Origin of the sequence: Candidatus Neptunochlamydia sp. REUL1 (assembly GCF_963457595.1) — a bacterium.
Taxonomy (GTDB): domain Bacteria; phylum Chlamydiota; class Chlamydiia; order Chlamydiales; family Simkaniaceae; genus Neptunichlamydia.
The window spans coordinates 1-25,713 of record NZ_OY735135.1; the positions used below are offsets into that span (position 1 = coordinate 1).

Sequence of the window (25,713 nt, forward strand, 5' to 3'; positions counted from 1 at the left end):
CTAAGACACTCAACCTCACGACGAAAAGACATTTTTGAGTACTTAATTACCAAATGTTCTTCTGAGCAATCATCAAGGGAAATGCCAAGAGCACGAAAGGCAGCACTTTGGACTCCACGACTAATTTCCCCTTGAATAATAAAAAATTTTCTTTTAGCAATGTAAAAATCATGAGGTCGAGTTTCACTAGCAGGTAGCTTAAAAACACTTTCGGAATTCACGCCTTCGCTAATCGTTGAAATCACTTTTAAAAAATCTTCGGGTTCTTGACAAATTTCCCTTAAAGATCCGGCCGCTGAGGGGCCATTATTTGGCAAAAGTGGTGGAGGTAGTTGTTGTTGAACTGACGTTGCTTCCATTTTAATCTCCTAAATTAGGGTGTATTTAATCCTATGAAAATGAGGAGAAGGCGGACTAAATACCTTGCTCCCTTTTGGCGTTCCAAAATGGAAATTTTTATGTTGGGAATACAATAACACAAAAAAATAGATAAATTAAATATGAATAAATAATTTAAATTAAAAATTACTTTATTAAATCTATATTATAGAAAGTCAAATGTTTTTTTTAACTCACGAGCTGCACCTTTTCGGTCGCATTGATCTCTTGGAAGGTTTTGTCGTAGGAAGCCACCATCGAGGCACTAGCATGCCCTGTCACCTTCATGATGTCGCTATCCTGGAATCCTTGCTGCTTCAAATAGGTCACCGTGGATGTCCTCAATACATGAGGGGTCACCTTAAAGGGGGTCCCCGCCTTTCTTCCCGCCTTCGCAAAAGTTTCCGATACCCTGTTGAGGTGAACCGGTTTTCCTGTGCGGGTGACAAAAACCCTTCCCTTCCTCTCTCCAACGTACTCCCTCAATCGCTCCATCACCGTCTTGGGATAGGTAATCACCGTCACCTTTTTCATCCCTTTCATCTTAGACTGCATAAAGGAAATCTTTCTTCGATCCCAACGGATTTGATCAATCTCCAGATCCAGAACTTCTCGCACCCTCTTTCCCCCTTGGAGCATCACTTTAGCGATCAAACACTCCCTAAAACTAATGTTCTCCAGCTCCTCTAAAAACGCCGACCATTGGGCCTGGCTCATCGCGGCTGTTTTCACCTTGTCATACACCTTGAAAAAGGTTTTTCCATGCCCTTCTTGGCTTGCAAGGGCTTTGGGGATGATCCCCTTTGTTCTCCGATATAAAAACCCCGTAAACGCAATGTAACACGCAGCTCTTGCTTGACGTGTACATTCCGCCCACTCAGAAAATCCCTTAATCTGATCGATCTTTACTTCATGATTGACAAGGGTAAAAGCCTGCAATGTCATCAAGGGATCCAAAATCTCCATCTCCACCATCCGATTGACGCCTGCTCGATAATTTTTCTTTGTCGTCTTGCTTAAAGTCAGCAACCAAACCTCTACGGCCTCTTGAACCGTAATCCGACTCAGTTGTTTCCAAATCCAATTCGCTTTTTGACTTTTTGCCTCTTCATAGCTTAAAACGTCTAATTGCCTAAAACACTCTAAACTCCCCTCACCGTTCACCATCAAAGACATTTGACCTCCCTACCTTTTCGAATTCTCTAACTAATGTATATAATGACAATTATATACATTACTTGGAACCTTCCAAAAAATCAAGAAAGTCCCGAAAAACCCTGACGTCTTATTTGTTTGGTAGTCTGCCATCTTTTAGCGTTTGAGGAGTGAGTTGACAAAATATTTATAAGCATCTTATATATTATGAGGTTAAAAAGTAAAAACCACAAGGATGGGTTATGAGCCAAGCCGTTAAAGTAGAAAAAGAACATACGGAAGAGAAAAGTCAAGATAAAGAAAAAGCTAAGTCAACTAAGAAAATCAAAGCAACAATTTATCTCACTGAAGAGGCTGAGCAGGCTTTTGCTGAGCTTTACGCTAAACGTTATGTTGAAGACCGGAAAACCGATCGATCAATGATTGCGTGCGAAGCAATCTTAGATCTTTATAAAAAAGAAAACGAAAGCAAAGACGAGCCACTAGCTCAATCTTAGATTAAGGCCAAGTGCGATGATCAATGAGACAAGTGTGTGCCACTTAGGATTTCCTTTTTCTGAGAGAGTTTTATAAAGACTCTCTCTTCCAAGATGTGCTTTTTTCGCAAGCTCTGACACCCCTCCTTGAGCTTCTGCAACATTTCTAACAGCTAAAAGAAAAAGGTGCTGAGATTCTTCATCCCCTTTAAGACTTTCCTCTAAAGCTGCATTTAAATAAGCAACAGCCTCATCATGATCTCTGAGCTTCTCAATAAGCCAATCTTGGTATTTCTTACTTTTTGCCATATTTTATTTAATCCTCTCGATCCTTATAATCTTCAAGAAACGCTTGGGCATTTTTGATGTCTCTCTTTTGAGAGCTTTTATCTCCTCCACATAGAAGCAAAACCACCTTCATTCCTATTTTAGAATAATAAATCCTTATCCCAGGACCATAATGAATGCGAAGCTCATAAATTCGATTTCCTATCGATTTACAATCACCAAAATTTCCCATTTTAAGACGATCCAACCGCGTAAAGATTTTTGCACGAGAATGAATCTCATTTAGCCCATCAATCCAATCTATAAAAGGGCGTTTTCCTGAGCGCGTTTCATAGATTTCAATCTCTATTTCCATAACCCTATTGTATCTCATAGGATACATCTTATCAAGAAAAGTCATATATTTATTATATTAGAAAAACAAAGGTATTATATGGCTTCTCAAATGCAACCCTCAACATCTAGCGTAACAACAACTCAGTCCACTATTCATCAAGAACTTATGAAGTTTATCCCTTCAAGCGATGATCAATTAAATGAAATTTCTCCTCCTTATGGTGGTCCCAGACGTCAAGACCAAAATTCGCAAAAGTTAAGCTAGTTTTCCCTGATGTTAAATTCAGTATTTAGTCTTTCTTTAGGCCTCAAGGCCTGCTCCATAATATATCTCTGACGGCGTTTGATATCCCAAACTCTGGTGACGGCGCTGTCCATTATAAAACTCAAAATACACCTCTAGTCCCTTTTTTAGTTCTTTAAGGCTTTCATATCCTTTAGGATAAATATCCTCATACTTCACACTTCTCCAAAGACGCTCTATGAAAACATTATCAAGAGCTCTCCCTTTCCCGTCCATGCTGATTTTCACACCCTCTTTTTCTAATCTCTTAGTAAAGCATAAGCTTGTGAACTGCACTCCCTGATCTGTATTGAAAATTTCTGGGCAGCTTTTTTTCAAACTTCTTTCCAAAGCCTCTATGCAAAAATCTGTATCAAGGAGATTTGAGAGTTCCCATTCAAGGACAAATCGGCTGTACCAATCAATAATTGCAAATAAATATGCAAATCCACCTTGAAGCGGAATATACGTGATATCTGCAGCCCACGCTTGGTCAGAACGATCTACCTTTACAGACCTCATCAAATATGGATATTTCTTATGGTATTGATGTGGCTTGCTCAAATTAGGCTTTGGATAAATCGCTTCCAATCCCATTCTTTTCATGGCAGTTCTCACTCTTTTTTCTCCAAAAAAAAAGCCTTGGTCGCGCATTTCTAATGTCATCCTACGTCTTCCATAAAATGGGTTTCTAAGGTATTCTTTATCAATTGCTTTCATTAACTCTAAGTCTTCTTTTCCAGGAATGTTCTCAACGTAGTATAAGGTTGATCTACTTAATCCCAGAAGCTCGTAGAGCTTCTTCCTGATCAGTGGGCCAAAGCCCAAGAATCAGATTCTACCCCCTGACCTTATGTCAAGATGGCTTCCGTTGACGCTTACTATCCGAGAGATCACTGGAAAAAAATCAGAACGAATAATCCAGCTGAGCGATTAAACCAAGAGCTTAAAAGACGGACAAGGGTCGCAAGGCTCTTTCCTAGCATCGAGTCTTGTGAAAGACTGATTGGAGCCGTTGCAATGGAAATCCATGAAGACTGGGTGTCAGGAAAACGCTACATGTTAATGGAGGAGAACCAGGCATAACAAAACATCCAGCTACTACCATCCCGAAGAAGATAATTGAAAGGGTTGGCTGTTGGCTGTACCTGCAAAAAACTAAACAATAATGCGTTGAGAATCTAGATCTCAGATTTTACAGAAAAAGTGTTGCTTAATCGCCCATATGTTTGAGTCGTTACCCGCATTACATCTTTTACCTTTTGTGCAATCAATTAGTAGGTAATCAGCATAACATAAATTTTAAATTGCGAAAGTCCTGCTTAAAAGGGATGCACGAACAAGCCCGCTGATCCTAGAAAGGCTTTTTGGGATAGAGAAAAATTTTGCACCAGAGCCGTCTGTCAGATTAAGTCTTGCCTATAACATTTTATTGGACTGAGCGAACTCTCGTTTTTAGGCCGCGCTATGTCTCGATTTTAGAGTACGGAATACAAGCAGGGACCGGTGAAAATGACAGATATGCTGATGGGGCAAGTAATTTAAGAAAAAAACCTGTCCAAAAAAATAGGGGAACACTACATAACCTTATTGAGGACGCACGTCTCAATGGTGCTCATCAATATATCTCCGATTTTGCTCCGGATTCTGTGCGGTAAAAATAGGCATTTTTCCGATTCAAAACGGATCTTTTGAGAAGCCTTTCATTCGCGTTATTCGTCAGTGGAACTCCAGGAACTTTTAGAAAAAGGGTTAGTCCCTCCCAATGATTGTTCATATACGCAAATGAAATATTTTAGCTATAGGTATTTTATACGTATTGATCACATGTCTCACGTCTGATTAATATAGTGTGACAATTTTTTATTAGAATTTAAAAATCACAAACTACTTAAAGGAAAATCTAGAATGACAGCTGCAATTACATCAGGACAAAGGCTTCAACTGATTAGCACACAGCAAACAGGAGAGCTATCATACTCAGCATCTGAGCCAAACGCCATAGGGACTTTAAATATTTTGCAGTCCAACATCTTTGGAACAAAGCAGCAACAGACACCTAAAGAGAAGAAGCCTCAAGAAAGGTTTTTGGTTGAATTATTAAAAAAAATTTCTAAGGAAAAATTTTTGAAAATGCAGTCATTTAGCCAAGACTGGATTATTGAGCTGTCTCCTATTAAAAACCCACAAAATATTCATCGTATTTTTGGGTATTTGTTCCCTTTAAATTCTGGTGTTTCTGGAAAGCTCTGTGAGGATAAGCAGGCTATGTCTTCTTTGTTAGAAAGAGAAAAAATTCCTGTTTTAAAACATGAACTATTCCTTTCTCCAAAGACTAATGATTGGTGTCCTGAGGAAGGGGTTTTTAAAGGAATGTTCACTTTGTTTGATGAGTGGGGAAAAAATGTTGTAGTGAAACCCAATGACGGGACAGGGGGCAATCAAGTATTTCATGTTGAGAAAGCTAGAGATTTAGAGAAAGCAGCTTTAGATATTTTTAAGACAAAAAGCATGCTATGCATTTCACCGTTTCACAAAATTAATTATGAATATAGAGTCGTATATTTAGATCGCAATGAACCTTTAGATAAAATACAGCTGATTTATAAGAAAAAACCTCCTTGTTTGGAAAAAGACCCCACAAAAACTGTTGATCAAGCTTTTAAAGAATATATATGTTCTCTCGATATAAAACCTGCCGAAAAGCTTTTAAAAGAAATTGGGGAGAAGAAGCAACTAGAAATAATTAGAGATTCAAATAAACCTCTTAATGAAGATTATCCTTTGCATTGGAAACACAATGTTGGAAAGGGAGCAAAAATTGAACTTCTATATGATCAAAAGTTAGGATCACTCAGTTCAGATCCAAATCTAGATGCAGTTAGAGAGCTAGCATTAAAAGCCGCAAAATGTGCTAAGGTAACTTTTGCTTCAATCGATATAGTTGAGGCTCTCAATGAAGATAAAAAAGAGCTAAAGATCATGGAAGTAAATTCAGGAATTATGATGGAAGGCTTTTCTAAAAACGAATTCTCTGATCCCAACAATCATGGATTAAAGATTTCAGGATACGAGATAGCTAAACGGATTTATACTGCTGCTGTGGAGGAAATGTTTGGGTCAGCGTTAGCTTAATATATGGTTCTGGTGCAAACTTTCCGTGAAGAGTGGAATGCTGCTTAAAACTTGCTTTTTTCCCCGTGGCTTGCCACGTGGGCAAGAAATGCTGGTTTGATTTAAATCGCATAGACGAATGTAAGAAAAAAAATATATATAAAGGAGTTTTAGTATGTTTGCTGTTTCACACTCAACGACCACCAATGTTTCTAAGGAAGGCGTTTGGAGTTCTTGGGAAGATGTTAGTAGTTGGCCTACTTGGGACCAAAGCTTAAAAGCTGCTGAAGCAAAGGAAGGCTTTATTGTAGGAAAAAAAGCAGTGCTAATGTCTTTGTCTGGTCCACCAGTGGAAGCTACATTTGTCAGTATTGACAAAGAAAAAGGAGAATTTACTAATCAAGCCAACTTAGGAGTTTTAGTAGTAAAAACTTTCCATTCCGTTAGCGAGGAGGAAGGTATGACTCGAATTACTCATAAAGCTACCATTGAGGTAAAAGATCCGCAAAAAGGTGGCCCACTCGCCAGTAAAATTTGGACAGCCCTATCAGAAGAATTGCCTGCTTCTGTAGATAAATTAGCGAGAGTTGCTAGAGGCTCTGTAGGTACAAAAAGGGGTGCACCGGCTGAAAGTAAAGATTCTGAATTGAAACCTTCTAAAAAAGGAAAAAATTCTTAGCGAAGGTTTTCTAAACCCACAACACAAGAGGTATAACTTATGACTCTTTTTTTTGAACATACAGTTACTATCCGGGTGACAGAACAACAGGTCTGGGCTAAATTGGCAGATGTAGAAGCCTGGCCTACTTGGGATAACAGTCTTTCTTGGTGTCGGTTTTCTTCTCCGTTTCAAAGTGGTGCTACAGGAACTCTTAAGCCAAGTAGCGGTCCAGAAACGGATTTTGAGCTCATCAATGTTCTCGCAAATCAAATCTTCGATGTTCGTAGCAAGCTTCCGCTAGGTAATAAGATGATAGTGGGGCATCAACTAAGACCTTGCTCAACTGGTACACAATTGACCCACTCGATTAGGTTTGAAGGATGGCTTTCTTGCCTTTTCACTCGCGTTATTGGTAAAGGGTTAAAAGCTTCTCTTCCAAGCGCAATGGATAAGCTAAAAGCTAACTTGGAAAATCAAGGGAAAGTTTCTGAACCGCAGCACGGAGTTGGAAGAAGGCGCAGTCCTTCTCGCGGGAGTAAAGAGTATGAATGAAGTCTTCCCACAGCAAGCTGACGGGGTATCGTTCATTTTTAGAAACCAATTTTTTCTAGAAAATCTAGTTGCTGATGCAAGGCCTGATGATCTTTACTTCATTGATTTTTGACATACTTCCCTATCAGAATTTATGGAAAATATTTTCAACTTTCCAAGGATACGCTCATTTACAGGACTTTCGCAATTTAAAATTTATGTTATACCATTCGTAAAAAATAAAGTCATAAATTTAATTGGTCTTTTCATGTAAGCTGTTTGAGTTTAACAGGAGGTGAGTGTTGAGAGGAAGAAAGGCCGCTCAGATAAAAGGACTTGATCAGTACGATTTCGATAAGCTTGCTAAAACAGAGGGGAGTCCAAGAGAAAGGAGGCGGTTTCTGGCATTTGCCCATCTCCAAGAAGGGAAGACGTTTACAGAAACAGCAGCCTTTGTACGGGTGAAACTCAGGTCTTTGATGAGGTGGATCAAGAGATTTAGAACGGAAGGTTTCGAAGGGTTAAAAGATAAGCCGGGTAGAGGTAAGAAGCCATTGATACCTCTAGAACATCAAGCTGCATTCAGGCAAGCTGTTTTAGAGCTGCAAGAGAAGAAAGTAGGTGGACGTATCAAAGGGAGAGACATTTTGGAATTGATGAAAACAAAATATGGAGTCGACCCATCTTTGAAGACGGTATACAATACATTGAAAAGGGCTGACCTCGTCTGGATCTCGGGTCGATCAATTCACCCCAAGGCAGACTTAGAAGCCCAAGAGACTTTTAAAAAAACTTCTCAGAAAAAGTAGTTGAGGCATTGCCAGCAGGAGTAGAAATAGAGTCTGTTGATATTTGGTTCCAAGATGAGGCTAGAGTGGGCCAAAGAGGCACTGTAACCCGTACATGGGCCAATAAAGGAACACGTCCTCGGCTCGCACGTCAGCAGCAATTTGAATACGCTTACATATTTGGAGCTATTTGCCCCGTCAGAGATGAAGCTGTAGGCCTTGTAATGCCAGCTGTAAATACAGAAGCAATGCTTGTGCATCTTGAGCACATTTCCATGAAGATTCCTGAAGGAAGGCATGCAGTTATTGTGCTGGATAGAGCTGCTTGGCATACAACAAAGCGACTTAAAAGGTTTAGCAACATAAGCCTTCTACCGCTTCCTCCGGTTTCGCCAGAGTTGAATCCAACAGAACAAGTATGGCAAACGCTTCGAGATGAACATCTAGCGAATCGCTGTTATGAAGATTATGATGCGATTACGATGGCCTGCTGCGATGCATGGAATGCATTTGTTGACACTCCAACCAGAGTGAGAAGGCTCTGTTCAAGACCGTGGGCTATTTTATGACGTTATTTTTTACGAATGGTATTATGCTGATTACCTACTAATTGATTGCACAAAAGGTAAAAGATGTAATGCGGGTAACGACTCAAACATATGGGCAATTTCTGGTGAATGGTGTTGATAACTTTACAGGCACTTACTTTTCAGACATTGTTGAAGGATTGAAGCATGATAGTGTTTGGAGACACTTAAACGGAAGCAAACTTCCAAGCAAAGCGATTTGGGAAAGGGTGCAGAAAGAGATTGTATACTCCAAAAGAGGGTATTTGATATTCGATGATTCAGTGCTTGATAAAAGTGGAAGCAACAAAATCGAGTTAGCAAGGTGGCAGTATTCAGGAAACACCCACAGTACCGTCATGGGAATCGGGATTGTTAATTGCGTTTATTTTAACCCCGATCTAGATCGCTATTGGGTCATCGATGCCCGTATTTATCAACCAGACCAAGATGGGAAAAAGAAATATGAACATCTGCAAGAAATGATGTTAAAGGCAATTGAACGGGGGATTGTTTTTCATACTGTTCTCATGGATACCTGGTATGCAATGACCAAAATCATGTGCTGGATTGATAGGCTTGGGTATAAATTTGTGTGTCCGATTCGGAGTAACCGTCTTGTTTTGGATCGGTGGACTGATCCTGAAAAACCGAAGTATCGAGGCGTAAAAGAACTCCCATGGGAAGCACAGTGTACTCAAGGGGTAATAGGGAAGCTTAAGGAATGTTCATTGGAACTAAAGTTGTTTCGGCTATCGGTTCATTCAAACCGTACCGACTATGTGGTCACTAATGACCTCAAGAAGATAGGTACATCTGAGGACGCTACAAAAGCATGCGCATTTAGATGGAAGATCGAACAATATCACCGAGAAGCCAAACAAACGACCGGCATTGGAAAATGCCAGGCTAGGAATTCTAAAGCCCAAAGAAAACATATCATTACCGCAATACTTGCATGGATAGTTCTCGAGGCTCAAGCTCGTGCAAAGAACATGACTATTTACGCTCTAAAAAGTGAACCTATCAAGAGATTTCAATCCCTAATATGGAGGCAGCCTTATACAGCTTTCAGTACTTAAAGTGCGAAAGTCCTGATTTATTCTCAGACACAACATTCGGTTATACCTTGTCAAAAATAGCTGCTACGCTAATTCCTGTTGCTAGATCTATTGAATAGGTAAGAATCGTCCGAAGCCTTGTTCTTAACGCTTTTCCTAAAACAAGACTACCAGGGCATATTTTTGAAAAACATTTATCAACCTCCTCCAATCCAGCAGGCACTTTTTGTTGTTCTAGCATTAGTAAAACAACTAGACATTGAAAAGCAAAATCTGCACCGATAGTATTGCCATATAGTGGCTTTGAAACTCCCAAATATAAGTTAGGAGATTCTGAAAATATATGACCCAAAACAGCCAGTTCATCTTGATCAACGCTTGGTAACCCTTTACCATTTAAAAGAATAGCGTCTATATCGGATGCCCTCTTATTACTTTCTTCCAAGCATTCCCTAATAGCTTCCTCAAGATCCCTTCCCACTGCACAATGCGATATTTTCGCAAGCGGGGTTCCTTTTCTTTCTGAGCAGTTTGCTAAACTCTCTATAAACAATATGCTTGCCCCTTCACCAAGAAGACCTCCAGTAGCTTGCGTCTGGTATGGGACGTATTTACCGTTTAATGAAAATGCTTTGTTATGAATATAGGCATTATAAACAAGAGGAGAAATAGGAGACTCACCACCTCCTACAAATGCCCCAGGTAAGTAGCCGTTCTTTATTAAATATATAGCATGTTCTAAAGCATACCCAGAGCTTAAAGTACCTGCCGAAAACGTTTTACTATATCCTGCAACATCATATTTAATTGAAATTTCACCCTGAGGAGCTGTTGGAAACCAAGCGGTTGCTACATATGGGCTAAGGCTATCAAAGTCTCCTGAACAAATTGAGTCCATTTGATGTTCGACAAAGCTCCATCCTCCAGTTGAATTGCCTATTAAAATTCCGTACTCATGTGCAAGGGGAGGTGATAAATTTGATGCCTTATAAGCTTGATCAAATGCCTGCATTGTCAATAAACAAAAACGATCTAACTTCCTTGCTTGCCTTGGGTTAATATCTTGGATTAGCAATGAGTCATCAACATAAGCAATTTGATGCTCAAAGGCGTTATTTTTTGAAATTAATTTGTGACTTCTATACTTTTTTTTAGAGGAAAATAGGCTTTCAGAAAAAGACTGCATCCCACTCCCAATAGAAGAAATTACCCCAGATCCAGCTATAACAATATCGCTACCTTTCATAGTCGCTACACTCTTTTAAAATTACACAAGAATGAATACCTGAAAACCCACTGCTAGGCTTCATTACAATATTTACTTCATGATCTAATGACTTGTTTCCAACAATATTCAGCTTGCATTCGGGGTCCTGGTCACATAGGTTAACCGTAGGAGGAATCTTTCTGTCACGCATTGAGAGGACAGCACTTAGAAGCTCGATGCTATTCGCTGCAGATAGCGGATGCCCGAGTTGCGATTTGATCGATGTTACTGGAATTTGACATGTCCTTTCCTTAAAAACTCTGTGCAAAGCATGGCTTTCAGCAACGTCATTTTGAGGCGTTGAGGAGCCATGAGCATTAACAAAGTCAACTTCATTAGCTGAAATTTTAGCGTCTTCAAGGGCTAGTTTGCACGATTTAGAAATGGCTAAACCATCATGATGTATGTCAATCATATGATAGCAATTATTAACACTAGCAAAACCAGCAACTTCAGCTAGAATTGGGGCCCCTCTTTTTAAAGCGTGGCTCAAATTTTCTAAAATTAGAATTCCACATCCCTCAGCAAGAACAAACCCATCTCTTTCAGAATCATATGGTCGAGATGCCAACTGAGGATCTTCATTACGTAAAGAAGTAGCTCCTATTCTACTAAATGCTGACACAACAAGAGGGGTTATAGGAGCATCTACAGAGCCAGAAATTGCCAACTGAATCTTCCCGCTTCTGATCATGTGTAATGCATAACCTATTGCATCATTACCTCCAGTGCATCCAGTAGATATTGTAACAACTTTCCCTCTGATGCCGTGATTCTGTGCTATCTGCTGCGCTACATTATTAAAGCAAAAGCTTCTTCCTGAATATGAGTTATCAAGGGGCACAAAGTCTACGTGCCCTTCTCCCCTTCCATGATTATTAAACATCTCTTCCATCACACTAATTTCTGCTATTGCAGTTGAGATCATAACCGCACATTCTCTTTTCTCTTCATCGTTTTTAAAAAGTCTTGATTGCTTTAAAGCCTCATTTACAGCCATATCTGCAAACATCTGATTACGTGAGCTAGCGCTTGAATTTTCGGAATCATATTCTAGATCTACTCTTCCTGCAATTTGGCTCATATGTTCCGGTATCTGAAATAGATGAGTAATCTTTGAGATTCCAGAAGACCCTTTAATGCAATTTTTCCAAAATTCATCCACACTTTTCCCCAAGGGATTAACTGTTCCCAAACCGGTAATAACAACTCTATTTCTAGTCATTTGAAGCCTCCAAGGAGGCTTTCAAAACGAGAAGTTCTTTCTCTAAATTTTTAAGCATCTTAGCACGAACAGCTGAATCTAGTTTAGGAGGAGTGTTAAGATAGAAGACAACATGACAATAGTTAGGAATTTTTTTTAAAAAAAGAGTCGCAGTTTCTGTTTTATGTTCAAATTTAGAGATAATTTTAATTTTTGATGCAGCTTTATCGTTACTGACTTCACAATGCGTTTGACACATTCCAATAGGTGTTTTCATCACACATATGTAATCCTTACCCTCCACAAGTTCTTGAAAAAATGTTGTCCATTTAGGGAGATTCTTTGCTTCCGATAAAAATCGATAGGCTTTGTTAAACGGAGCTTTAATAAAAATATCGCGCTTATTATTCATTTTTTTTCTCATCCAGTATTGTTGCTACAACACGTGCAGGCGCAGCCCCGCAGTTCTTTAATTTTATTGGAAAACAAGAAATTTCAAACTTTCTTCTTTTAGGTAAGGAAGCTAAATTTGTAAGCCTTTCAATTTGGCAGTATTCACTTTCTCTACCAAACATATGGCAAGGCCATAAGACACCTGAATTTTGAGTTTTTTCGTAAGCGCTTAGCATTTTATGAAATGGAAGATCAAAGCCAAAAGTGTCTACACCTATTACGCGCACTCCAAGATCAACCAGCCACTTACAAACAGAAAGGTCTATCCCCCTAAAATCTGTAAAATACTCAGGTGTTCCCCAAAGAGCATCTGCTCCAGTAAATAGTAATACTATATCTTCTTTCTCTATCTCCAGCTCCTGATTAGAAAGAGCCTGCTTAGCTTCTTCCAAAGTCAATGAGCAAGAAGAAGCATGAGTGCTACAGTCCAGAACTAATGCGACTCCATGAAACCAGCTCAATGGGATCTGGTCAATTGAACGGGATTTTTTATTATTACAGTAAGGTCCATAGTGAAAAGGGGCATCAATATGCGTTCCAGAGTGCGATGTTATCTTAATTCTTTCAAGATTTAACCCTAATCCATCTGGAAAAGAATCAGGGCTTACAGCGCTGTTTTTTGTCAAAATTTCAGCTCCTTCTCGATGAGTAACAGAATCAATCTCAACTGACTCTGGCTCAGACAAGTTAGGCTCAAGAGGAATAGAAAGATCAACATAACTCATATTCATAAGCAGCTCTGGATAAGGTAATCCCCTCTTTAAAGTTCAAGTTTTTTTTCTTTATTTGACCAAAAGCCTGGGTCAGCATAATAGGAACAAGATAAGGTAAATGAGGATCTGCAAACATCCTTACAATCTGATTCCAATCAGAAGACTCAAGTTGAGAGTATATGCTCTCCTGATTTCTACTTAACCACTCTTTGATAAACATCTTATATTTATCAGGGTTATTTTCTTGTAGAGACAGAACCGCTTGTTCGGCTGAAGTCACCGCAAAATCAATTCCTGGACAAAAAAACGGATCCATAAAAACCGCAGCATCTCCAACAATGCGGTACATGTCTCCAGCTAGTTTTTCACAGACAGCCTGACTATTCTTAATTGGTATTACTGGTAAAACGCGCTTAGAATTAGTTATTAAATTTTTAACAAACGGAGCCTCTTCTACCGCAGAAGATAACATCAACTCAAAGTTAGGGGTAGAATCAAAACACGATTTAGCCACCACACAGCCAATACTTAAGCGATTTGTGCTAATTGGTATGCAAAATAGATATCCATCAGCCAAAGCAATTATATGCAGTGTCTTTATGTCCAAGTTGTCTCCCTCAAAATGGCTAAAGCACGCATAGCGAGAATCTAATACAGTTTCTATTACAGGCAAAGATAAGCAGTTGGTTAAATAAGCAGATTTCCCGGAACCATCAATTAGGTTACATCCTCGAATAGATTTAAAGGATCCTTTTTCTTTATACTGCACCTCTATGTGAGACTCGCAAATAACACAATTACTTAACTCCTCGAATTCAACTAACTCAACTCCAACAGATTGGGCTTTTTTAAAAAAAGCTTGATCAAATCCATTTCTATCAACACGAACAATATCCCCCGCCTCTAAACAGTTCGATACTTGCTCTGTGCTTACCATGACAGATTTTTTCCCATCAGCAGATAAAAAGGTACACTGAGATTCTTTTGAAATAGATGGCAATAAGTCTTTTAAAATACCTAGTTCCTCTAATTGCTTAGATGGATTAAATATCCAAGATTCGGGCAAATGATACTTCGTTTTTAGCTTAGGAGAAAGTACTGCTACTTTCTTTCCTAAATGTTTAAGCAATATAGCTGAATAACACCCACTAATACCAGAGCCTAATACAATTGTATCTAATTTTCGCATGCTGTTTTAACTTCTCTTAAGATTTGCTTAAGCCTATCAGTAAATGACTCTAAAAATATTTGAGTCTTAGAATTATCCCAGTTAGAAGGAAGCTCAAACAATCTGCTGGCCATTACCTCAATAATTCCTTTGTTCGCCTCAACAAATTCCCACTTACCTTGATGTGATTTTGTGGGAGGGGGAGGCAAAGGTGAAAAAAAATGAATATTTCCATCTACCTGAAAACGAACTGTTCTGATGCTATGAGCTCCATCTTGCCAATCTACGCTCATATAGAAATCCTGATTTAAACGGTCGTCATAAAATACAGAAATATTATGAATAGGAGACCAAAAAGACGACCATTTCTCTATATCCCAAAAAAAAGAAAACAATTTGTCTCGATCACAATAAATTTTCTCTTTAGCACTGACACATTGCATTAGCTTCAATCCAGTTTTTAAATGAAGATAAATTCTTTTCCAAAAACATCTCAAGGTCTTCAAGATTAAACTCACACCTTTCTTTGATCTCAAAATGACGCTCTCCGGTAAGCAAGGTTCCCTCAGAGCAAGGCTTGAACGTCCAAATGCCTGACATAGACTTAAACTTCGGCGGAGGACGTGTTTGAAAAATTTCTACTGAGTGATAAGGAAAACAAAAGCGGATCGAGTGAACCGTTTCTTCTCCTCCTTCTCGGGATACCGTCATATCAAATTCTTGATGAAAAGAATCATCGTAATACGATTTTATTGCAACAACGTCCTGCATTACATCTTTCCAAGCCTCTAGATTGGAGTAAGCTAAATAAACATCTTTAGGTGAAGCTTCTACAATGATTTCTTTAGCAACTTTCATTAGCAAGCCTCCAAATTACTTTTCCAGGTAGATAAGGCAAGCTCTGCATGAGAACGTAATGTCTGTTCAATGTGGTTATCTACGGGTGTTTCTTTTTTAATAGAAAAGTGACTGCTAGCCCCTGTAGAGTCAATATTCCACTGATGCCATGTAGTAACTAAGCAACCCCTACCATCAGGATCAAATTTCCATCCTCCGCAATGATGCTTTAAAAAGACAGGTGGATCCGGCTGAAAAAATAAAACAGACTCATTCTGTATACAACGACGAACAGACCTCACTTTTATCAGTCCACTGTCTGAAGCTACATGCATTAGAAATTCTTGGTATACACCATCGTCATACAGAACATCAATTTCCTTCACATGGGGCAGTTTATTTGGCCAATCTCTCATATTAAATATAGCGCTGTAAGTGCTTTCTAATGGAGAATCAATAAACAAAGAAGCTGTACACTCTCCCTGAAAACCCGTGACATCATCATTGGCATTTTTTTCTTGAGCGTTTTGAATAGCTTTCATAACGTCTTCTACAGTGCTTTTTTTTGATAGCAACTGATGTGGAATGTTAACTTTGAACTTTTTATCAATCATACAAACAAGCTCAACAATCTCTTGAGAATCAAGGCCAACATCGTTTTCTCCAATCACAGATTCCTTTTTAAGATTTGGGCAATCTATTCCTAAACTCTCTATCAAAGTTTTAATCTCATCTATCATTATTTTACCTCTAGGTTTTCACTGTTTCCATTTCAGGCGCAGATCCTAACCATCGATCACGATTACCTGCTAATAAGTTTACGAGAGAAATATTCATTGACCAATTAGGCTCCTCCAATGAAGTCCTATCTCCCCAAAAGCCTGGATTAACAAATTCTAAGACTACATTTAAAAACCACTCTTGCCCAAGCCTGGTCATTTCTACACGATCTTCTTTTATTTCTACTAATTTTTTTCTTTCTAATTTGCGGAAGATTTCACCAAAATCTTCCATGGCATCCGTCCCAAATCTTTCTTTATATCGAACGAAATTCACTATAAAGTACTGAAAAGTAAACATTATATAACGTTCTTTATGATTTTGAAGATTCATCTTTTGAGATATTGTTGAGACCATATGATGTCCCGCATTTACAGATTCAACAAACTCTTTGACGTTTTTAGAAGTTCCAATTCTGTAGTTATCAATTAAGCTATAAGCTCCTGCACCAATTCCCAGAGTGTCGGCAGCATGTTCAAGGTTGTAGTCGTTATAAACATTTCTGAATCCAGGTTTACAAAAATGATTATGCATGTACATTTCAAACCCTAGCTCTTTCTCAACAAGATCACGGAACTCACTTGCCATTTTTTTCACCATCGGAGATTCGCAATCTGCTACGTCAGGGACTTTTCCTTCTTTTATAAACCTTGCCTGTGGTGTTTCATTGTGAATTCTATATAAGTAAACAGTCAGATGAACAATATCCAGTTCTTTTAATTTTTTTAGGTCTTCTCTCCAGATCTCCAAGGTATGCTTAGGCATATTATACATCATATCAATCTGAATGTTCTTTAATCCTTTAGACTGGAAAGAGTTAATGACTCTCTCACTTTCTTCTGCGGCGTGCGGAGACCCAACTACTTTTAAAACCTCTGGATTAAATGATTGAACCCCTAAGCTAATCCTATTAACAGGAGAGTCGCAGACGTATTGAATCTTTTCTTCATCATAATCATGGGCATTTCCTTCCAATGTTATTTCAGTCGCTTCTGTAACAGGAAAAAACCGGCAAAGAGAGTCAATTAAGCGCTTTAGGTTACGGGTTTTTAGAATGCTTCCTGTTCCTCCTCCTATATAAACTGCCTTAAGAGCGCTTTCTTTCCATCGAGGATAATGACTCCATTTTTCCATACTCTTAATAAGAGCATCAAGATATACTTCTTCTTTATCTTTAGTGTCTTTCTTAGTAAGAAGCTCAACAAAATAAGGGCACCCTTTACAACGAACCCTGCAAAAAGGAATAGATAAATATATAACATAGTCCCCACATGGGGTGTTCATATCCAAATAATCCTCTACAAACGAATGTCCATAAGGATTTTCCCACATTGCTGTAGGATAAAAAATAAACGGAAGGTAACATTTTTCTGGATAGGGTTTATAATCTGTGCTCATTCATAACTCCAAATATATTTTGTAAATTCTCCTAAAAACTCAAAATTTTACTTTGGGCAGCCAATTAAATAGTTAACTTTAATGTGAAACCTTGAAATAAGTTCTCCTGTTTCCCAGTGATAACTGCTTTCACCTGTCTCAATATCACTAGTCATTTTGATCAACTCGTTTTTAGAATAGGTTCTTAAATTTGAAATAAGCCCATCCCATGTATATAAAATTGGAACTATAGGAATGACATAAGTCCAAAAAAAACGTCCTATTTTCCTTGGTCGAATAAATAATGAAAAAATCAAGCAAGTTATAGGTGCTATAAAAAGAGTCAGAAGCGAACCCAGTTTTCTTTCGGTTATTTCAAAAATTCCTATGGGCATTTGTTTGTTTACAGAATCCTGAAGGATTTTTTGTGCTTTTTTAGGTTTAAAATGATGAAATGATGTAAAAAGAGTTCTCATTCCTATTAAATCCAAATGGATAGGAACACTTTGTGCATCGACTGATTCCAGTACAGGTGTGACAGAACTGCTTTTCATCCTTAAGAAGGCCTTCTTATTTGGAAACTTATCAGTCAAAAACAAACTAATGTTCTTTTTTAGCATCAATGAAAGTTCCTCAATAATTCCAGGTGAAGGTCCTCCGCTACCTGAACACAAATCGACAAGAGTGTCTTGTCCAGATTTATCCAAAACTTCCGCGATTTTTGGAATAGCAGACTTATAAATCCCAAAGTCAACGATTTGATAGGTAAGCAAATCCGTAATATAGCCCCTTAAAAACTTTGGTAACCACCTTAGATCTTCAAATTCAAAAAGATGGAATCTAGGAACTTTCAATTTTTTCATTTTGTTCAACCAATTTTACTAATAACCTTACAGCTTCTGGAAGCTCCTTTTGCATTTTTTTTAAAAGTCCCGATTCAAAAGCCTTTTTAGATTTCTGGTCTTTTGGAATAAATTTCATCTTATGAGTCACATTTACCCCTGAGTCTATAACTACTATTTGGTGTGACAAAATAATCGTTCCTAAAGGTGTTTGACCTTGATCGATAAAGTATTCATTGGGTACGCAATCAGTAATGGTTATTTCTATTGGATAGGGAGCCCCTTTGGGAAGCAGTGTTGCTTTTCCTTCCGCAGAAAACGTTGAACCTTCATTTAACTTACACCATTCAATACCAGTATCCCACTGCGACCAAGTATCTGGATTACTCCAAAAAAACCAAACATCTTGAGGACTTGCTTTAGTGAACTCTGTATGTGAAACTTCTATATCCAATTTATCATCTCCTACGTAACAACCCGCAGATCCAATCTGCGGGGTTATAAACGGTATGCTCTGAAGCGCTCATAAACCATACCCACCTTTATGTTGAAGCCTTGGCTTTTTTCTAAAAGGCTCGCTAGAATTTTCCCCTACACTACCTGTTGTAGACTCAGATGATTTTTGCTTTGAATCTGCAGGCGCTAAAAGAGCCTTTCGAGGAGTGTCTATGCTTTTCCCAGTCATTGCCATATAAATAATTTTAAAATCACTAAGTGGAATTTCTAAGAATCCAAATCGAAATGCCATCCCCCATTTAGTTTTGTTTTTTATAAAAGACAAACGTTCAATTAACGGCCTAATTGAGGCCTGCTTTGCTTGATCTGCGGACAGATAATCAATATCTATTCGAAATGGCTTAAATCCTGGACCCATTTCTACTTGATAAACTTTTCCTGTAGCAACAGATCCTATATAAGTAAAATGTTGACAAGCCTTGCTCCCTCCTAAAGCATCCTTAGGAGAATATTGAACAAATACGTCTCCTTTATTCATTCTGCTTAAGGGGGATTGTTTCCCATGACAAGCCTGTGTAAACCCTCCGTTATACCCTCTGGTTGCATGCTCTAAAGAGACAACTCCCACAAAACATCTTGTTGTTGGCCCAACTAATAGCGACATAGCTAGCTCTCCTTTAATTTCCTATAACGGTTAATTTCTGGTTCTGGTGCAACTTTCTCCTATGCGTTACATGCTCGACCAAGTTGGATCATTTTCGAAGACTAATTAATCAAAGGTGAGATATCTAAGCAATAGGTATCAAATACTTATAAGAACGTTTTTTTTATGGCAGTGGTTTTAATAACACAGATGCAACGTAATGGTGCTCAATTTGTTAAGCCTATTTGACAAAAACATTGCCCTCTTTTGATCCATGTAGAATTTACAGATTTCAAAAAAAATTATTTTATTTTTTTCGTAAAGGTTACACTATTGATGGAAAATGGATTAGAAAGATATTCAAGATGTGAAAATGATGTTGCTATCAGTTCTTTCATCCAAAGCCAACCAAGCTATAACCGCATAAGGCCAGCAAGTTCACCAAATAGAGGATTTGTTATTACAAAAGATATCCTAGAATTATCAGAAGCTTTTTGGGTTGAAAAAAATCTAGACGAGGTTTTAGTAAAAGATCATGTTTCTCCTGAAATTTTTTACTCTGCTCCTATTACGGGTACTTATATTGGAGTAGATAAATTAAAAAAAATGCATGAGTTATACAGATCTCTATTCACAGATATCAAAATCGATCTGTTAAATTTAAAGCAGGAAGAAAAACAGTGTTTTTCCGTTTGGAATTTTGAAGCCACATATAGCGGAATACCTGAACACATAAAAAAAGAAGATTTTACGAATTTTTTTAGTTGTCAGTATATAAATCTTTTAGAGAAATCAAATATTAATTTTAAAAAAATTAATTATTGTGTTGACGTTTTTATAAGTTACAATGATAAAGGAAAATTATCAGCATATTGTTCAACAGTAGATATGAATAGTATCTATAAAAATCTTGAAATTTTTGTTAAAAAAGAAAGCTACAAAGACGAGTGTATTTTACACACTAACGAACAGCTTATTATTGAAAGATTAAAAACTATCTCAAATAAGTTAACAAAAAGAGAGATCGAGTGTTTATCTCTTAATTTATACGGTTTCAGTGCTAAACAAATTGCGGCAGTTTTTTCAACGTCATATCGAACAGTTCAATCCCAATTGGGGAGCGCTATAAATAAGGTTGAATGCTTTAATAAAATCGATTGCACAGAAAAGTTCTACGAAAGTGAAATTTTAGATATTTGGAATGATCTAGCAAAAATATTGATGAAAAAGTATAAAAAATGACGGCAGTTGATATCAAAAAGGCCCCTCAAATTTGAGGAGAATGGTTTTTAAACATTTAGTAGTAAACAGGTTAAAAAAACAGATGTTAAAATATTTTTAATATGAAATGGATTTTTTATTTATCATTCATCTGCTCAGCGCTATCAGCTTGGAGCTTTGAAGACGAACAGGTTGGAACGTATTCTTTTCAATGGGATCACAAAGAGGACTTTCATCTGATAGATGATCTTTTTATTCAGTCCTTTAAGTATGCATATGACAGCTTTACCCCTGGTGAATTAGGTTTAGAAAATGTTGAAACGTTTTTACAAGGGGTCATTGCTGATGAACAAGAACTTTGGAACAACGAAAGAGAAAGTATCCATTGGCTAATCATAAAAAAAACTGAAGAGGTGGTTGGCCTGCTTATTTTAGAACTTAAAGAGTTCCCTAAAGTGTATGTGCGACAGATGGCAATTTCTCCAAATTATATGCGGTTAGGGATAGGAAAGATGGCGGCTAATATTGTGCTTAAAAATCTTCCTGGTGTAGAAAGAATAGTAGCAGTTACTCGTGTGCTAAATAAAACAAGTCAATGTTTTTTAGAGGAGCTTGGGTTTATCCCTACAGAAGATATACACGATGGTTTTGATTCTAATAAATATGTCGGAATGGATTACTTGAAAACAAACTAGAATAATGTTGAAGTGCAAAGATATTTGTTTGAATTAAGGAAGAATCAACTGAATCTTAATTCAGACCAAAAGCAAAAATCAACACAAATTCCGTCGGTAAATCTGCACCCTCATGAATGTGAATTCCGTTGTTTGGCATTTTTTCCATCATCTGGATGCACATGTACCACCCATGAGTTTGAATTTTTTTCAAATCCAAAATGGATTGCAACATAAGGGCAGTTTTTTTTTCTAAGTGGAGGGCCATCTGCTTGAGTTTGATAAGTACTTTCTATTGAAACATACTGAATACCCATTGTTTTATTTTCTCCAGGATTCTGGTTAACAAACAAAAAGAGTCTTAGTTTTAATAAATAGGCTACAAGTTCAATAAGCTGGTCTCTAGTAAAGCCGGCTGGAAACTGACTACCAGATTGTTTTACTTTACCAATCCAATCAGTTATATGTTTTTTTTGGTGGTTATCGATTATAATTCCAGGACAATCCCTATTAGGACGACGAATCCAATAAGATTGTTCTCCACCAAAAGCACCTTGAACACTATCTTCTTTAAACAATTTATATTGCTTCTTCCTTCCTATAGGGAACCCAAGATGAAATGGTGTTTCTGCATCTGGCAACTCTCCTTCTTTAAGAACATCAAATGCATGTTTAATACATACAACCTTCCCTATACCAGTTGATAAATTGTCAAACACTGTGTTCATGATGCCTAACACCACTTTATTCGTATCAACACCACCTACAGATATCGTAGCTTTTGAAAGTCTATTAGAAATCAATTCCCTTTCTCTGATAAAAGCACTATCGATACTTGCAAGTTCAGCAAAAATCACCCCTGCTAAATAAAGAGTTTTATCTTTTTCAATAAATACAGGTCCTCCTGAATTTCCCGGAAGAATTGAAGCGTCTATATGGAAATATGACAGACCTTCTCTATTTGTATAGGAAGAGACAGTACCTTTGTGGAAAGAGGGATCTTCTTGATTAAGTGGATACCCAGCAAAGTACACTTCTTCCCCTGGATCAATATCTTCAGATAGGGTAGGAATTGGCGTAATTTCAGGAAATTTTTCATCTACTACATTAAAAAAGCAACAATCGTAGTACTCTGCTTTTTTAAGATCATTATCACCTGACCATTTTGCTAGATATGCTTTATCTTTATGTTGTATGGTGACAAATTCGTGATATCTTCTTTCCTCACCGCATATAGGAGCCACAGAGTGCAAAGTAACCAAAACTCTTCTGCCCCCCAAAAGGATTCCAGAACTTTTCGTATCGCTAGCATAGACACAACAAGCGTTTTTACCAATCTCGGAAAATATCGTCTTTAAGTCGAGTTTTTCAAGGTTCAAACAACTTTGATTTCTTTGAGGAGAAATATTTCTGCTTTCTCCGAGAGATGTACATTGAAATGGCTGCACTGGCAACGTCATATAAGTATTTCTTTACTAATAAATAAAGCTCAACTTTTATTCTAATTCTCCTTAAAAAGCAATATATATTTTTTAAAGATTCTCACTCATGGTACTCCTTCCTATGCTCTTCCATCTTCCGCTCATACTCCGCGGTTTCTTCGGGGGTTGGCTCCAGTCTTTATATTTCTCATGCCACTCATCGCATTCAGTTTGATCTTCCGGTATACGTTGATATTTGGCTAGTCGGTTCTTGGCTTCTTCTAGTATTTCCATAGCTTCTTTACAGGATATTCCTTGAACTCTTATTATTTACATATTAATTCTGGCAACTGTGAATATGATATCATTAAAATCATCATCGTCATCACCATCATTGCAAAAATAACGTTTGCCATTAGGAATATCTTCTGAGTACATAGCGTTAGCACACGTGTTATCTATGATTGCACATCGTCCAGCACCTGTATAACAAGTAATTTTTTTCCCCTCTGGATATTGTCTCTTATAGCTTTCCATTCTGAGATCTTCATATACCCTAGTAGCTGGCTCTTCATAGATCGTTTCTTCCCAGATATTGCCAATACAAATATGGTCGCTTTTAGTAAAAACTTTAACCTCTATGTTTTTTATATCTAGTACTTCAGAATCTTCCCAAAATAAATTATTGGTATATTTTCTTTTCCCAGAATTTGGCTTGCTATTCACTTTTATATATCCGTCAAATACGGTTACATAAAATCCTTGAATATAACTGCTTTTGGTGCTTTCAATTGAAAACTTAAGAAGTTCTCTATTTGTAACTGGAAATCTATCAAATAAAAAAAGTTCTTTCTTTTTGTAATTTATTCGATCAGGCCATTTTTTGGGGTCACTGCCTGGATGGAACATTTTATTGAAATTTGGCATAACTAACTTCTTCCTAAATGTCTATTAGAATCGATTTCTGCATGTTCTTTTGGAGTCACTTCAATAACATCAAATAATCCTCCATCTTTCCTAGCTGGATCATGATGAAGCTCAATGCTTTCCCATTTTTGGGTTCTTTCATTATATTTTTGAGGGGCGAGCCCTTTCTCCATCCTTGCAAGATTTGCTTCAGTCACTTCATACTTTAAATTTTCCTTAGGAATGCCTTGTCTATGCTTTAAGGCCTCGTTTTTCCAGTGCCTTGCTCTAATCGTATCCCACTTAGGAACGTTTCCTTTAGCAGTTAAATTCTCCTTAGGCTGACCAACTTTCCATCCTTTTGTAGAATTAGGCTGTGTCCCTTTAATCGTTCCTGGGGGAGGGAGCATTCCAGTGGTAAGACCCCCTCTAGCAGCTTTGCCCTCTTGAGAATATATATTAGCATGATTCGTTCCAAAACTTTCATCGATTTTCTCATGAACAGTATTGACGCTTGATTGATAGTTATCTATAGGAGAACCCTCAAAGGGGCTGTTCTCAGAAAGGAACTCTGAAAAATTATTCACTTTTTCTGACACGTAGCCTGTAATGCTCGGAATAATGCTCAATTGATCCGCAATTCCATCATAGACTTCGTGCACGATAATAGACCCTACTTCTCTACTTCTATCGACTGATTGGCACCAAAAAGAGGGTTGTTCTTGGGTAAGGATATTCAGAGGTTCATCGGGGATGATTGTGTTCTCAGAAAGCTCTTCTTTTAAAATTGTGCTTTGTCTAGCGATGCTGTCTTTTAAAAGGATAGATCTATCAGGGATGGGCTCGAGTTGCGGTATCAATCCTGATGCAATGTGCCCTTGAGTGGAATCAGGCGTTATGGAAAGATGATTATACTCTTCTGGATTATCATGGACATAAACCTCTCCTGGCTTATTGACGGGTGTTCTTGGCTTTGGACCGGGGATAGGCTCAGTGTTGTTTTTATCGCGTTTGTCGGCAGTAAGAGCTCCTCCAATTGCAGCGCCGCCACCTTCGAGCGCTGGAGCTGCTCCCGCTCCACTTGTTGCCACAATGATGATCGTTGTTGCAACGACAACAACCGCTGCGACAATGATGACTTTTTTATGGTTTTTGACGAATTTCTTTGTGCTTTTCCATGCCTTAGATGCCCAACTACAGTGGATGATGCTTAGATTGTCAAAGGGATCAAGGACAGCGGGATTGATCTTGCAGTTGTAGCCATTTAGGGCTGTTGAAGACGAAGATGCAGGCCACCACCAACTTTCATCGCTTACCTCACTGCTTTCGTCGTCATCAAGCGCAAGCATGGACTGATTCGGCTCTCCTCTGAGCCACTTGATGTCTTCTTCGAGTGCAGCTTTGCCTTCTATATCATCGTCTTGCAACCCATTACGGGTTAAGAAGATCACGAAATCCATAACCTGTGATAGCTGTTCGGCACTTAGAAGAGATTCAAGGCTATTTCCATAAGCAAGCTCCCAGATGAAATCCACAATGCTCTGATAAGATAGTGTTTCATAGTTTAGTAAATCCCAGGGAGACCATGCTATGGAAGCATTGACCTTTTGGATGATTGGATTAGCTGTAACAGTCGCGCTTGCTGGAGTATGCCAGATCATTGCAGGCAAACATAGCGTAAGAAGGGTGGCTTTTAGAAAATTGAAGAGTCGAGACATTGCTCTGTCCTTGTCCAAGACGTGATCAGCAATAGGATCTTACTCTTTAATAATTTTTATGTCTTTCGTAGGGAGTGGTGTGTCAAAACGGACTGAATTTTTCAGTTCTCAACACTAACAAAGCATAAAATTGATCAAAAAGCACCCAAGAGTGGATATTTTCCTGAATCCAACATGCTTACATCCTGAACCCCCTAAAATCTCTCAGTTCTAAACAGTCCCAGGATAGGAAGAGCTTATCTTGGACTTGCTATACTTTGTCTTTTTTACTGAATCTATGAATCTTGCAAATTCTTATGTCGAGCATGGAAAAGAAGAGGAGTCCAATCACGATATTACCAATCGTTTGGCATTTCTTGAGGAAGACGTCCGCAAAATGAAACGAAAAGTTAAGAA

The 25,713-nt window shown here is 38.0% G+C and carries 30 protein-coding genes and 1 pseudogene; 10 read left to right on the forward strand and 21 right to left on the reverse strand.

The window, feature by feature from the left end:
* Window positions 1-359: hypothetical protein (locus R2I63_RS00130; protein ID WP_316355559.1), on the reverse strand; the 359-nt coding region annotated here is incomplete at its 3' end.
* 208 nt (window positions 360-567) lie between these two features.
* Complete coding sequence (locus R2I63_RS00135) at window positions 568-1,554, reverse strand: tyrosine-type recombinase/integrase (RefSeq protein WP_316355561.1); 987 nt, start codon at window positions 1,552-1,554, stop codon at window positions 568-570.
* Window positions 1,555-1,775: 221 nt separating this feature from the next.
* Here R2I63_RS00135 and R2I63_RS00140 point away from each other — a divergent pair, with 221 nt between their 5' ends.
* The gene (locus R2I63_RS00140; RefSeq protein WP_316355564.1) at window positions 1,776-2,030 is read left to right on the forward strand and encodes a hypothetical protein; all 255 of its coding nucleotides are present in this window, start codon (window positions 1,776-1,778) and stop codon (window positions 2,028-2,030) included.
* Here the strand turns inward: R2I63_RS00140 and R2I63_RS00145 are convergent.
* The 3 genes from R2I63_RS00145 to R2I63_RS00155 form a co-directional block, all read right to left on the reverse strand.
* Window positions 2,016-2,318 carry an addiction module antidote protein gene (locus tag R2I63_RS00145; RefSeq protein WP_316355565.1) on the reverse strand — a complete coding sequence of 101 codons (303 nt, stop codon included), beginning with the start codon at window positions 2,316-2,318 and terminating at the stop codon, window positions 2,016-2,018. The genes R2I63_RS00140 and R2I63_RS00145 overlap by 15 nt on opposite strands.
* A 7-nt stretch (window positions 2,319-2,325) precedes the next feature.
* Window positions 2,326-2,670, reverse strand: coding sequence for a type II toxin-antitoxin system RelE/ParE family toxin (locus R2I63_RS00150; RefSeq protein WP_316355568.1), 345 nt, complete (start codon window positions 2,668-2,670; stop codon window positions 2,326-2,328).
* A gap of 264 nt (window positions 2,671-2,934) precedes the next feature.
* Entirely contained in the window at window positions 2,935-3,744 is an 810-nt protein-coding gene (locus tag R2I63_RS00155) for an IS3 family transposase (protein ID WP_316355570.1), read from the reverse strand.
* A gap of 54 nt (window positions 3,745-3,798) precedes the next feature.
* On the opposite strand from R2I63_RS00155, the pseudogene R2I63_RS00160 reads away from it, so the two are divergent.
* A pseudogene (locus R2I63_RS00160) lies at window positions 3,799-4,002 on the forward strand (transposase); the annotation flags it as partial.
* A gap of 532 nt (window positions 4,003-4,534) precedes the next feature.
* Here R2I63_RS00160 and R2I63_RS10505 read toward each other — a convergent pair.
* On the reverse strand, window positions 4,535-4,693 hold the full coding sequence (locus R2I63_RS10505; RefSeq protein ID WP_445083629.1) for an IS66 family transposase: 159 nt from the start codon (window positions 4,691-4,693) through the stop codon (window positions 4,535-4,537).
* A 131-nt stretch (window positions 4,694-4,824) separates the two neighbouring features.
* On the opposite strand from R2I63_RS10505, the gene R2I63_RS00165 reads away from it, so the two are divergent.
* The 6 genes from R2I63_RS00165 to R2I63_RS00190 all read left to right on the forward strand — a co-directional run bounded on the left by R2I63_RS00165 (window position 4,825) and on the right by R2I63_RS00190 (window position 9,658).
* Entirely contained in the window at window positions 4,825-6,051 is a 1,227-nt protein-coding gene (locus R2I63_RS00165) for an ATP-grasp domain-containing protein (protein WP_316355575.1), read from the forward strand.
* Window positions 6,052-6,205: 154 nt separating this feature from the next.
* Window positions 6,206-6,709 carry an SRPBCC family protein gene (locus R2I63_RS00170; RefSeq protein WP_316355577.1) on the forward strand — a complete coding sequence of 168 codons (504 nt, stop codon included), beginning with the start codon at window positions 6,206-6,208 and terminating at the stop codon, window positions 6,707-6,709.
* A gap of 39 nt (window positions 6,710-6,748) precedes the next feature.
* A complete protein-coding gene (locus R2I63_RS00175) occupies window positions 6,749-7,243 on the forward strand; it encodes an SRPBCC family protein (RefSeq protein WP_316355579.1) in 495 nt (164 codons plus the stop codon).
* Between the two features lie 278 nt (window positions 7,244-7,521).
* Complete coding sequence (locus R2I63_RS00180) at window positions 7,522-8,031, forward strand: helix-turn-helix domain-containing protein (protein WP_316355520.1); 510 nt, start codon at window positions 7,522-7,524, stop codon at window positions 8,029-8,031.
* Between the two features lie 8 nt (window positions 8,032-8,039).
* Complete coding sequence (locus R2I63_RS00185) at window positions 8,040-8,579, forward strand: IS630 family transposase (RefSeq protein ID WP_316355518.1); 540 nt, start codon at window positions 8,040-8,042, stop codon at window positions 8,577-8,579.
* A 68-nt stretch (window positions 8,580-8,647) separates the two neighbouring features.
* A complete protein-coding gene (locus R2I63_RS00190) occupies window positions 8,648-9,658 on the forward strand; it encodes an IS701 family transposase (RefSeq protein WP_316355582.1) in 1,011 nt (336 codons plus the stop codon).
* 40 nt (window positions 9,659-9,698) lie between these two features.
* Here the strand turns inward: R2I63_RS00190 and R2I63_RS00195 are convergent, their stop codons facing one another.
* The 12 genes from R2I63_RS00195 to R2I63_RS00250 form a co-directional block, all read right to left on the reverse strand.
* On the reverse strand, window positions 9,699-10,883 hold the full coding sequence (locus R2I63_RS00195) for a beta-ketoacyl synthase N-terminal-like domain-containing protein (protein ID WP_316355584.1): 1,185 nt from the start codon (window positions 10,881-10,883) through the stop codon (window positions 9,699-9,701).
* Window positions 10,873-12,129: a beta-ketoacyl-[acyl-carrier-protein] synthase family protein gene (locus R2I63_RS00200; protein ID WP_316355586.1), complete on the reverse strand. Its 1,257-nt coding sequence runs from the start codon at window positions 12,127-12,129 to the stop codon at window positions 10,873-10,875. Before R2I63_RS00200 ends, R2I63_RS00195 begins: the two co-directional genes overlap by 11 nt.
* Window positions 12,122-12,532 carry a hypothetical protein gene (locus tag R2I63_RS00205; protein WP_316355587.1) on the reverse strand — a complete coding sequence of 137 codons (411 nt, stop codon included), beginning with the start codon at window positions 12,530-12,532 and terminating at the stop codon, window positions 12,122-12,124. Before R2I63_RS00205 ends, R2I63_RS00200 begins: the two co-directional genes overlap by 8 nt.
* Window positions 12,513-13,286: a cyclase family protein gene (locus R2I63_RS00210; RefSeq protein ID WP_316355589.1), complete on the reverse strand. Its 774-nt coding sequence runs from the start codon at window positions 13,284-13,286 to the stop codon at window positions 12,513-12,515. Before R2I63_RS00210 ends, R2I63_RS00205 begins: the two co-directional genes overlap by 20 nt.
* Window positions 13,273-14,463, reverse strand: coding sequence for an NAD(P)/FAD-dependent oxidoreductase (locus tag R2I63_RS00215; protein WP_316355590.1), 1,191 nt, complete (start codon window positions 14,461-14,463; stop codon window positions 13,273-13,275). Before R2I63_RS00215 ends, R2I63_RS00210 begins: the two co-directional genes overlap by 14 nt.
* Entirely contained in the window at window positions 14,451-14,885 is a 435-nt protein-coding gene (locus R2I63_RS00220) for a hypothetical protein (RefSeq protein WP_316355592.1), read from the reverse strand. Before R2I63_RS00220 ends, R2I63_RS00215 begins: the two co-directional genes overlap by 13 nt.
* Complete coding sequence (locus R2I63_RS00225; RefSeq protein ID WP_316355594.1) at window positions 14,866-15,300, reverse strand: SRPBCC family protein; 435 nt, start codon at window positions 15,298-15,300, stop codon at window positions 14,866-14,868. Before R2I63_RS00225 ends, R2I63_RS00220 begins: the two co-directional genes overlap by 20 nt.
* Window positions 15,300-16,019 (reverse strand): hypothetical protein, encoded by a 720-nt coding sequence (locus tag R2I63_RS00230; protein ID WP_316355596.1) that lies wholly within the window; start codon window positions 16,017-16,019, stop codon window positions 15,300-15,302. Before R2I63_RS00230 ends, R2I63_RS00225 begins: the two co-directional genes overlap by 1 nt.
* Window positions 16,020-16,029: 10 nt before the next feature.
* On the reverse strand, window positions 16,030-17,391 hold the full coding sequence (locus R2I63_RS00235; RefSeq protein WP_316355598.1) for a coproporphyrinogen-III oxidase family protein: 1,362 nt from the start codon (window positions 17,389-17,391) through the stop codon (window positions 16,030-16,032).
* Between the two features lie 113 nt (window positions 17,392-17,504).
* Window positions 17,505-18,299 carry a hypothetical protein gene (locus tag R2I63_RS00240; protein ID WP_316355599.1) on the reverse strand — a complete coding sequence of 265 codons (795 nt, stop codon included), beginning with the start codon at window positions 18,297-18,299 and terminating at the stop codon, window positions 17,505-17,507.
* Window positions 18,277-18,732: an SRPBCC domain-containing protein gene (locus R2I63_RS00245; protein ID WP_316355601.1), complete on the reverse strand. Its 456-nt coding sequence runs from the start codon at window positions 18,730-18,732 to the stop codon at window positions 18,277-18,279. Before R2I63_RS00245 ends, R2I63_RS00240 begins: the two co-directional genes overlap by 23 nt.
* Window positions 18,733-18,801: 69 nt before the next feature.
* Window positions 18,802-19,398, reverse strand: coding sequence for an EVE domain-containing protein (locus tag R2I63_RS00250; RefSeq protein WP_316355603.1), 597 nt, complete (start codon window positions 19,396-19,398; stop codon window positions 18,802-18,804).
* Window positions 19,399-19,713: 315 nt separating this feature from the next.
* On the opposite strand from R2I63_RS00250, the gene R2I63_RS00255 reads away from it, so the two are divergent.
* A complete protein-coding gene (locus tag R2I63_RS00255; RefSeq protein WP_316355604.1) occupies window positions 19,714-20,619 on the forward strand; it encodes a LuxR C-terminal-related transcriptional regulator in 906 nt (301 codons plus the stop codon).
* Window positions 20,620-20,720: 101 nt separating this feature from the next.
* A complete protein-coding gene (locus R2I63_RS00260) occupies window positions 20,721-21,293 on the forward strand; it encodes a GNAT family N-acetyltransferase (RefSeq protein ID WP_316355606.1) in 573 nt (190 codons plus the stop codon).
* Window positions 21,294-21,403: 110 nt separating this feature from the next.
* On the opposite strand, the gene R2I63_RS00265 is transcribed toward R2I63_RS00260, so the two are convergent.
* The 3 genes from R2I63_RS00265 to R2I63_RS00275 all read right to left on the reverse strand — a co-directional run bounded on the left by R2I63_RS00265 (window position 21,404) and on the right by R2I63_RS00275 (window position 25,317).
* Entirely contained in the window at window positions 21,404-22,651 is a 1,248-nt protein-coding gene (locus R2I63_RS00265; protein WP_316355608.1) for a S1 family peptidase, read from the reverse strand.
* A gap of 372 nt (window positions 22,652-23,023) precedes the next feature.
* A complete protein-coding gene (locus R2I63_RS00270) occupies window positions 23,024-23,620 on the reverse strand; it encodes a hypothetical protein (protein ID WP_316355609.1) in 597 nt (198 codons plus the stop codon).
* 2 nt (window positions 23,621-23,622) lie between these two features.
* Window positions 23,623-25,317: a hypothetical protein gene (locus R2I63_RS00275; protein WP_316355610.1), complete on the reverse strand. Its 1,695-nt coding sequence runs from the start codon at window positions 25,315-25,317 to the stop codon at window positions 23,623-23,625.
* Between the last annotated feature and the right edge of the window lie 396 nt (window positions 25,318-25,713).

Bases quoted from the DNA above. Each gene is read 5' to 3' on its own strand.
- R2I63_RS00190 (WP_316355582.1), top strand. From the start codon at position 8,648: ATGCGGGTAACGACTCAAACATATGGGCAATTTCTGGTGAATGGTGTT.
- R2I63_RS00210 (WP_316355589.1), bottom strand. From the start codon at position 13,286: ATGAGTTATGTTGATCTTTCTATTCCTCTTGAGCCTAACTTGTCTGAG.
- R2I63_RS00200 (WP_316355586.1), bottom strand. From the start codon at position 12,129: ATGACTAGAAATAGAGTTGTTATTACCGGTTTGGGAACAGTTAATCCC.
- R2I63_RS00150 (WP_316355568.1), bottom strand. From the start codon at position 2,670: ATGAGATACAATAGGGTTATGGAAATAGAGATTGAAATCTATGAAACG.
- R2I63_RS00240 (WP_316355599.1), bottom strand. From the start codon at position 18,299: ATGAAAAAATTGAAAGTTCCTAGATTCCATCTTTTTGAATTTGAAGAT.
- R2I63_RS00195 (WP_316355584.1), bottom strand. From the start codon at position 10,883: ATGAAAGGTAGCGATATTGTTATAGCTGGATCTGGGGTAATTTCTTCT.
- R2I63_RS00175 (WP_316355579.1), top strand. From the start codon at position 6,749: ATGACTCTTTTTTTTGAACATACAGTTACTATCCGGGTGACAGAACAA.
- R2I63_RS00220 (WP_316355592.1), bottom strand. From the start codon at position 14,885: ATGCAATGTGTCAGTGCTAAAGAGAAAATTTATTGTGATCGAGACAAA.
- R2I63_RS00145 (WP_316355565.1), bottom strand. From the start codon at position 2,318: ATGGCAAAAAGTAAGAAATACCAAGATTGGCTTATTGAGAAGCTCAGA.
- R2I63_RS00255 (WP_316355604.1), top strand. From the start codon at position 19,714: ATGGAAAATGGATTAGAAAGATATTCAAGATGTGAAAATGATGTTGCT.
- R2I63_RS00165 (WP_316355575.1), top strand. From the start codon at position 4,825: ATGACAGCTGCAATTACATCAGGACAAAGGCTTCAACTGATTAGCACA.
- R2I63_RS00275 (WP_316355610.1), bottom strand. From the start codon at position 25,317: ATGTCTCGACTCTTCAATTTTCTAAAAGCCACCCTTCTTACGCTATGT.
- R2I63_RS00260 (WP_316355606.1), top strand. From the start codon at position 20,721: ATGAAATGGATTTTTTATTTATCATTCATCTGCTCAGCGCTATCAGCT.
- R2I63_RS00235 (WP_316355598.1), bottom strand. From the start codon at position 17,391: ATGTGGGAAAATCCTTATGGACATTCGTTTGTAGAGGATTATTTGGAT.
- R2I63_RS00270 (WP_316355609.1), bottom strand. From the start codon at position 23,620: ATGCCAAATTTCAATAAAATGTTCCATCCAGGCAGTGACCCCAAAAAA.
- R2I63_RS00140 (WP_316355564.1), top strand. From the start codon at position 1,776: ATGAGCCAAGCCGTTAAAGTAGAAAAAGAACATACGGAAGAGAAAAGT.
- R2I63_RS00230 (WP_316355596.1), bottom strand. From the start codon at position 16,019: ATGATAGATGAGATTAAAACTTTGATAGAGAGTTTAGGAATAGATTGC.
- R2I63_RS00250 (WP_316355603.1), bottom strand. From the start codon at position 19,398: ATGTCGCTATTAGTTGGGCCAACAACAAGATGTTTTGTGGGAGTTGTC.
- R2I63_RS00225 (WP_316355594.1), bottom strand. From the start codon at position 15,300: ATGAAAGTTGCTAAAGAAATCATTGTAGAAGCTTCACCTAAAGATGTT.
- R2I63_RS10505 (WP_445083629.1), bottom strand. From the start codon at position 4,693: ATGAACAATCATTGGGAGGGACTAACCCTTTTTCTAAAAGTTCCTGGA.
- R2I63_RS00135 (WP_316355561.1), bottom strand. From the start codon at position 1,554: ATGTCTTTGATGGTGAACGGTGAGGGGAGTTTAGAGTGTTTTAGGCAA.
- R2I63_RS00205 (WP_316355587.1), bottom strand. From the start codon at position 12,532: ATGAGAAAAAAAATGAATAATAAGCGCGATATTTTTATTAAAGCTCCG.
- R2I63_RS00215 (WP_316355590.1), bottom strand. From the start codon at position 14,463: ATGCGAAAATTAGATACAATTGTATTAGGCTCTGGTATTAGTGGGTGT.
- R2I63_RS00170 (WP_316355577.1), top strand. From the start codon at position 6,206: ATGTTTGCTGTTTCACACTCAACGACCACCAATGTTTCTAAGGAAGGC.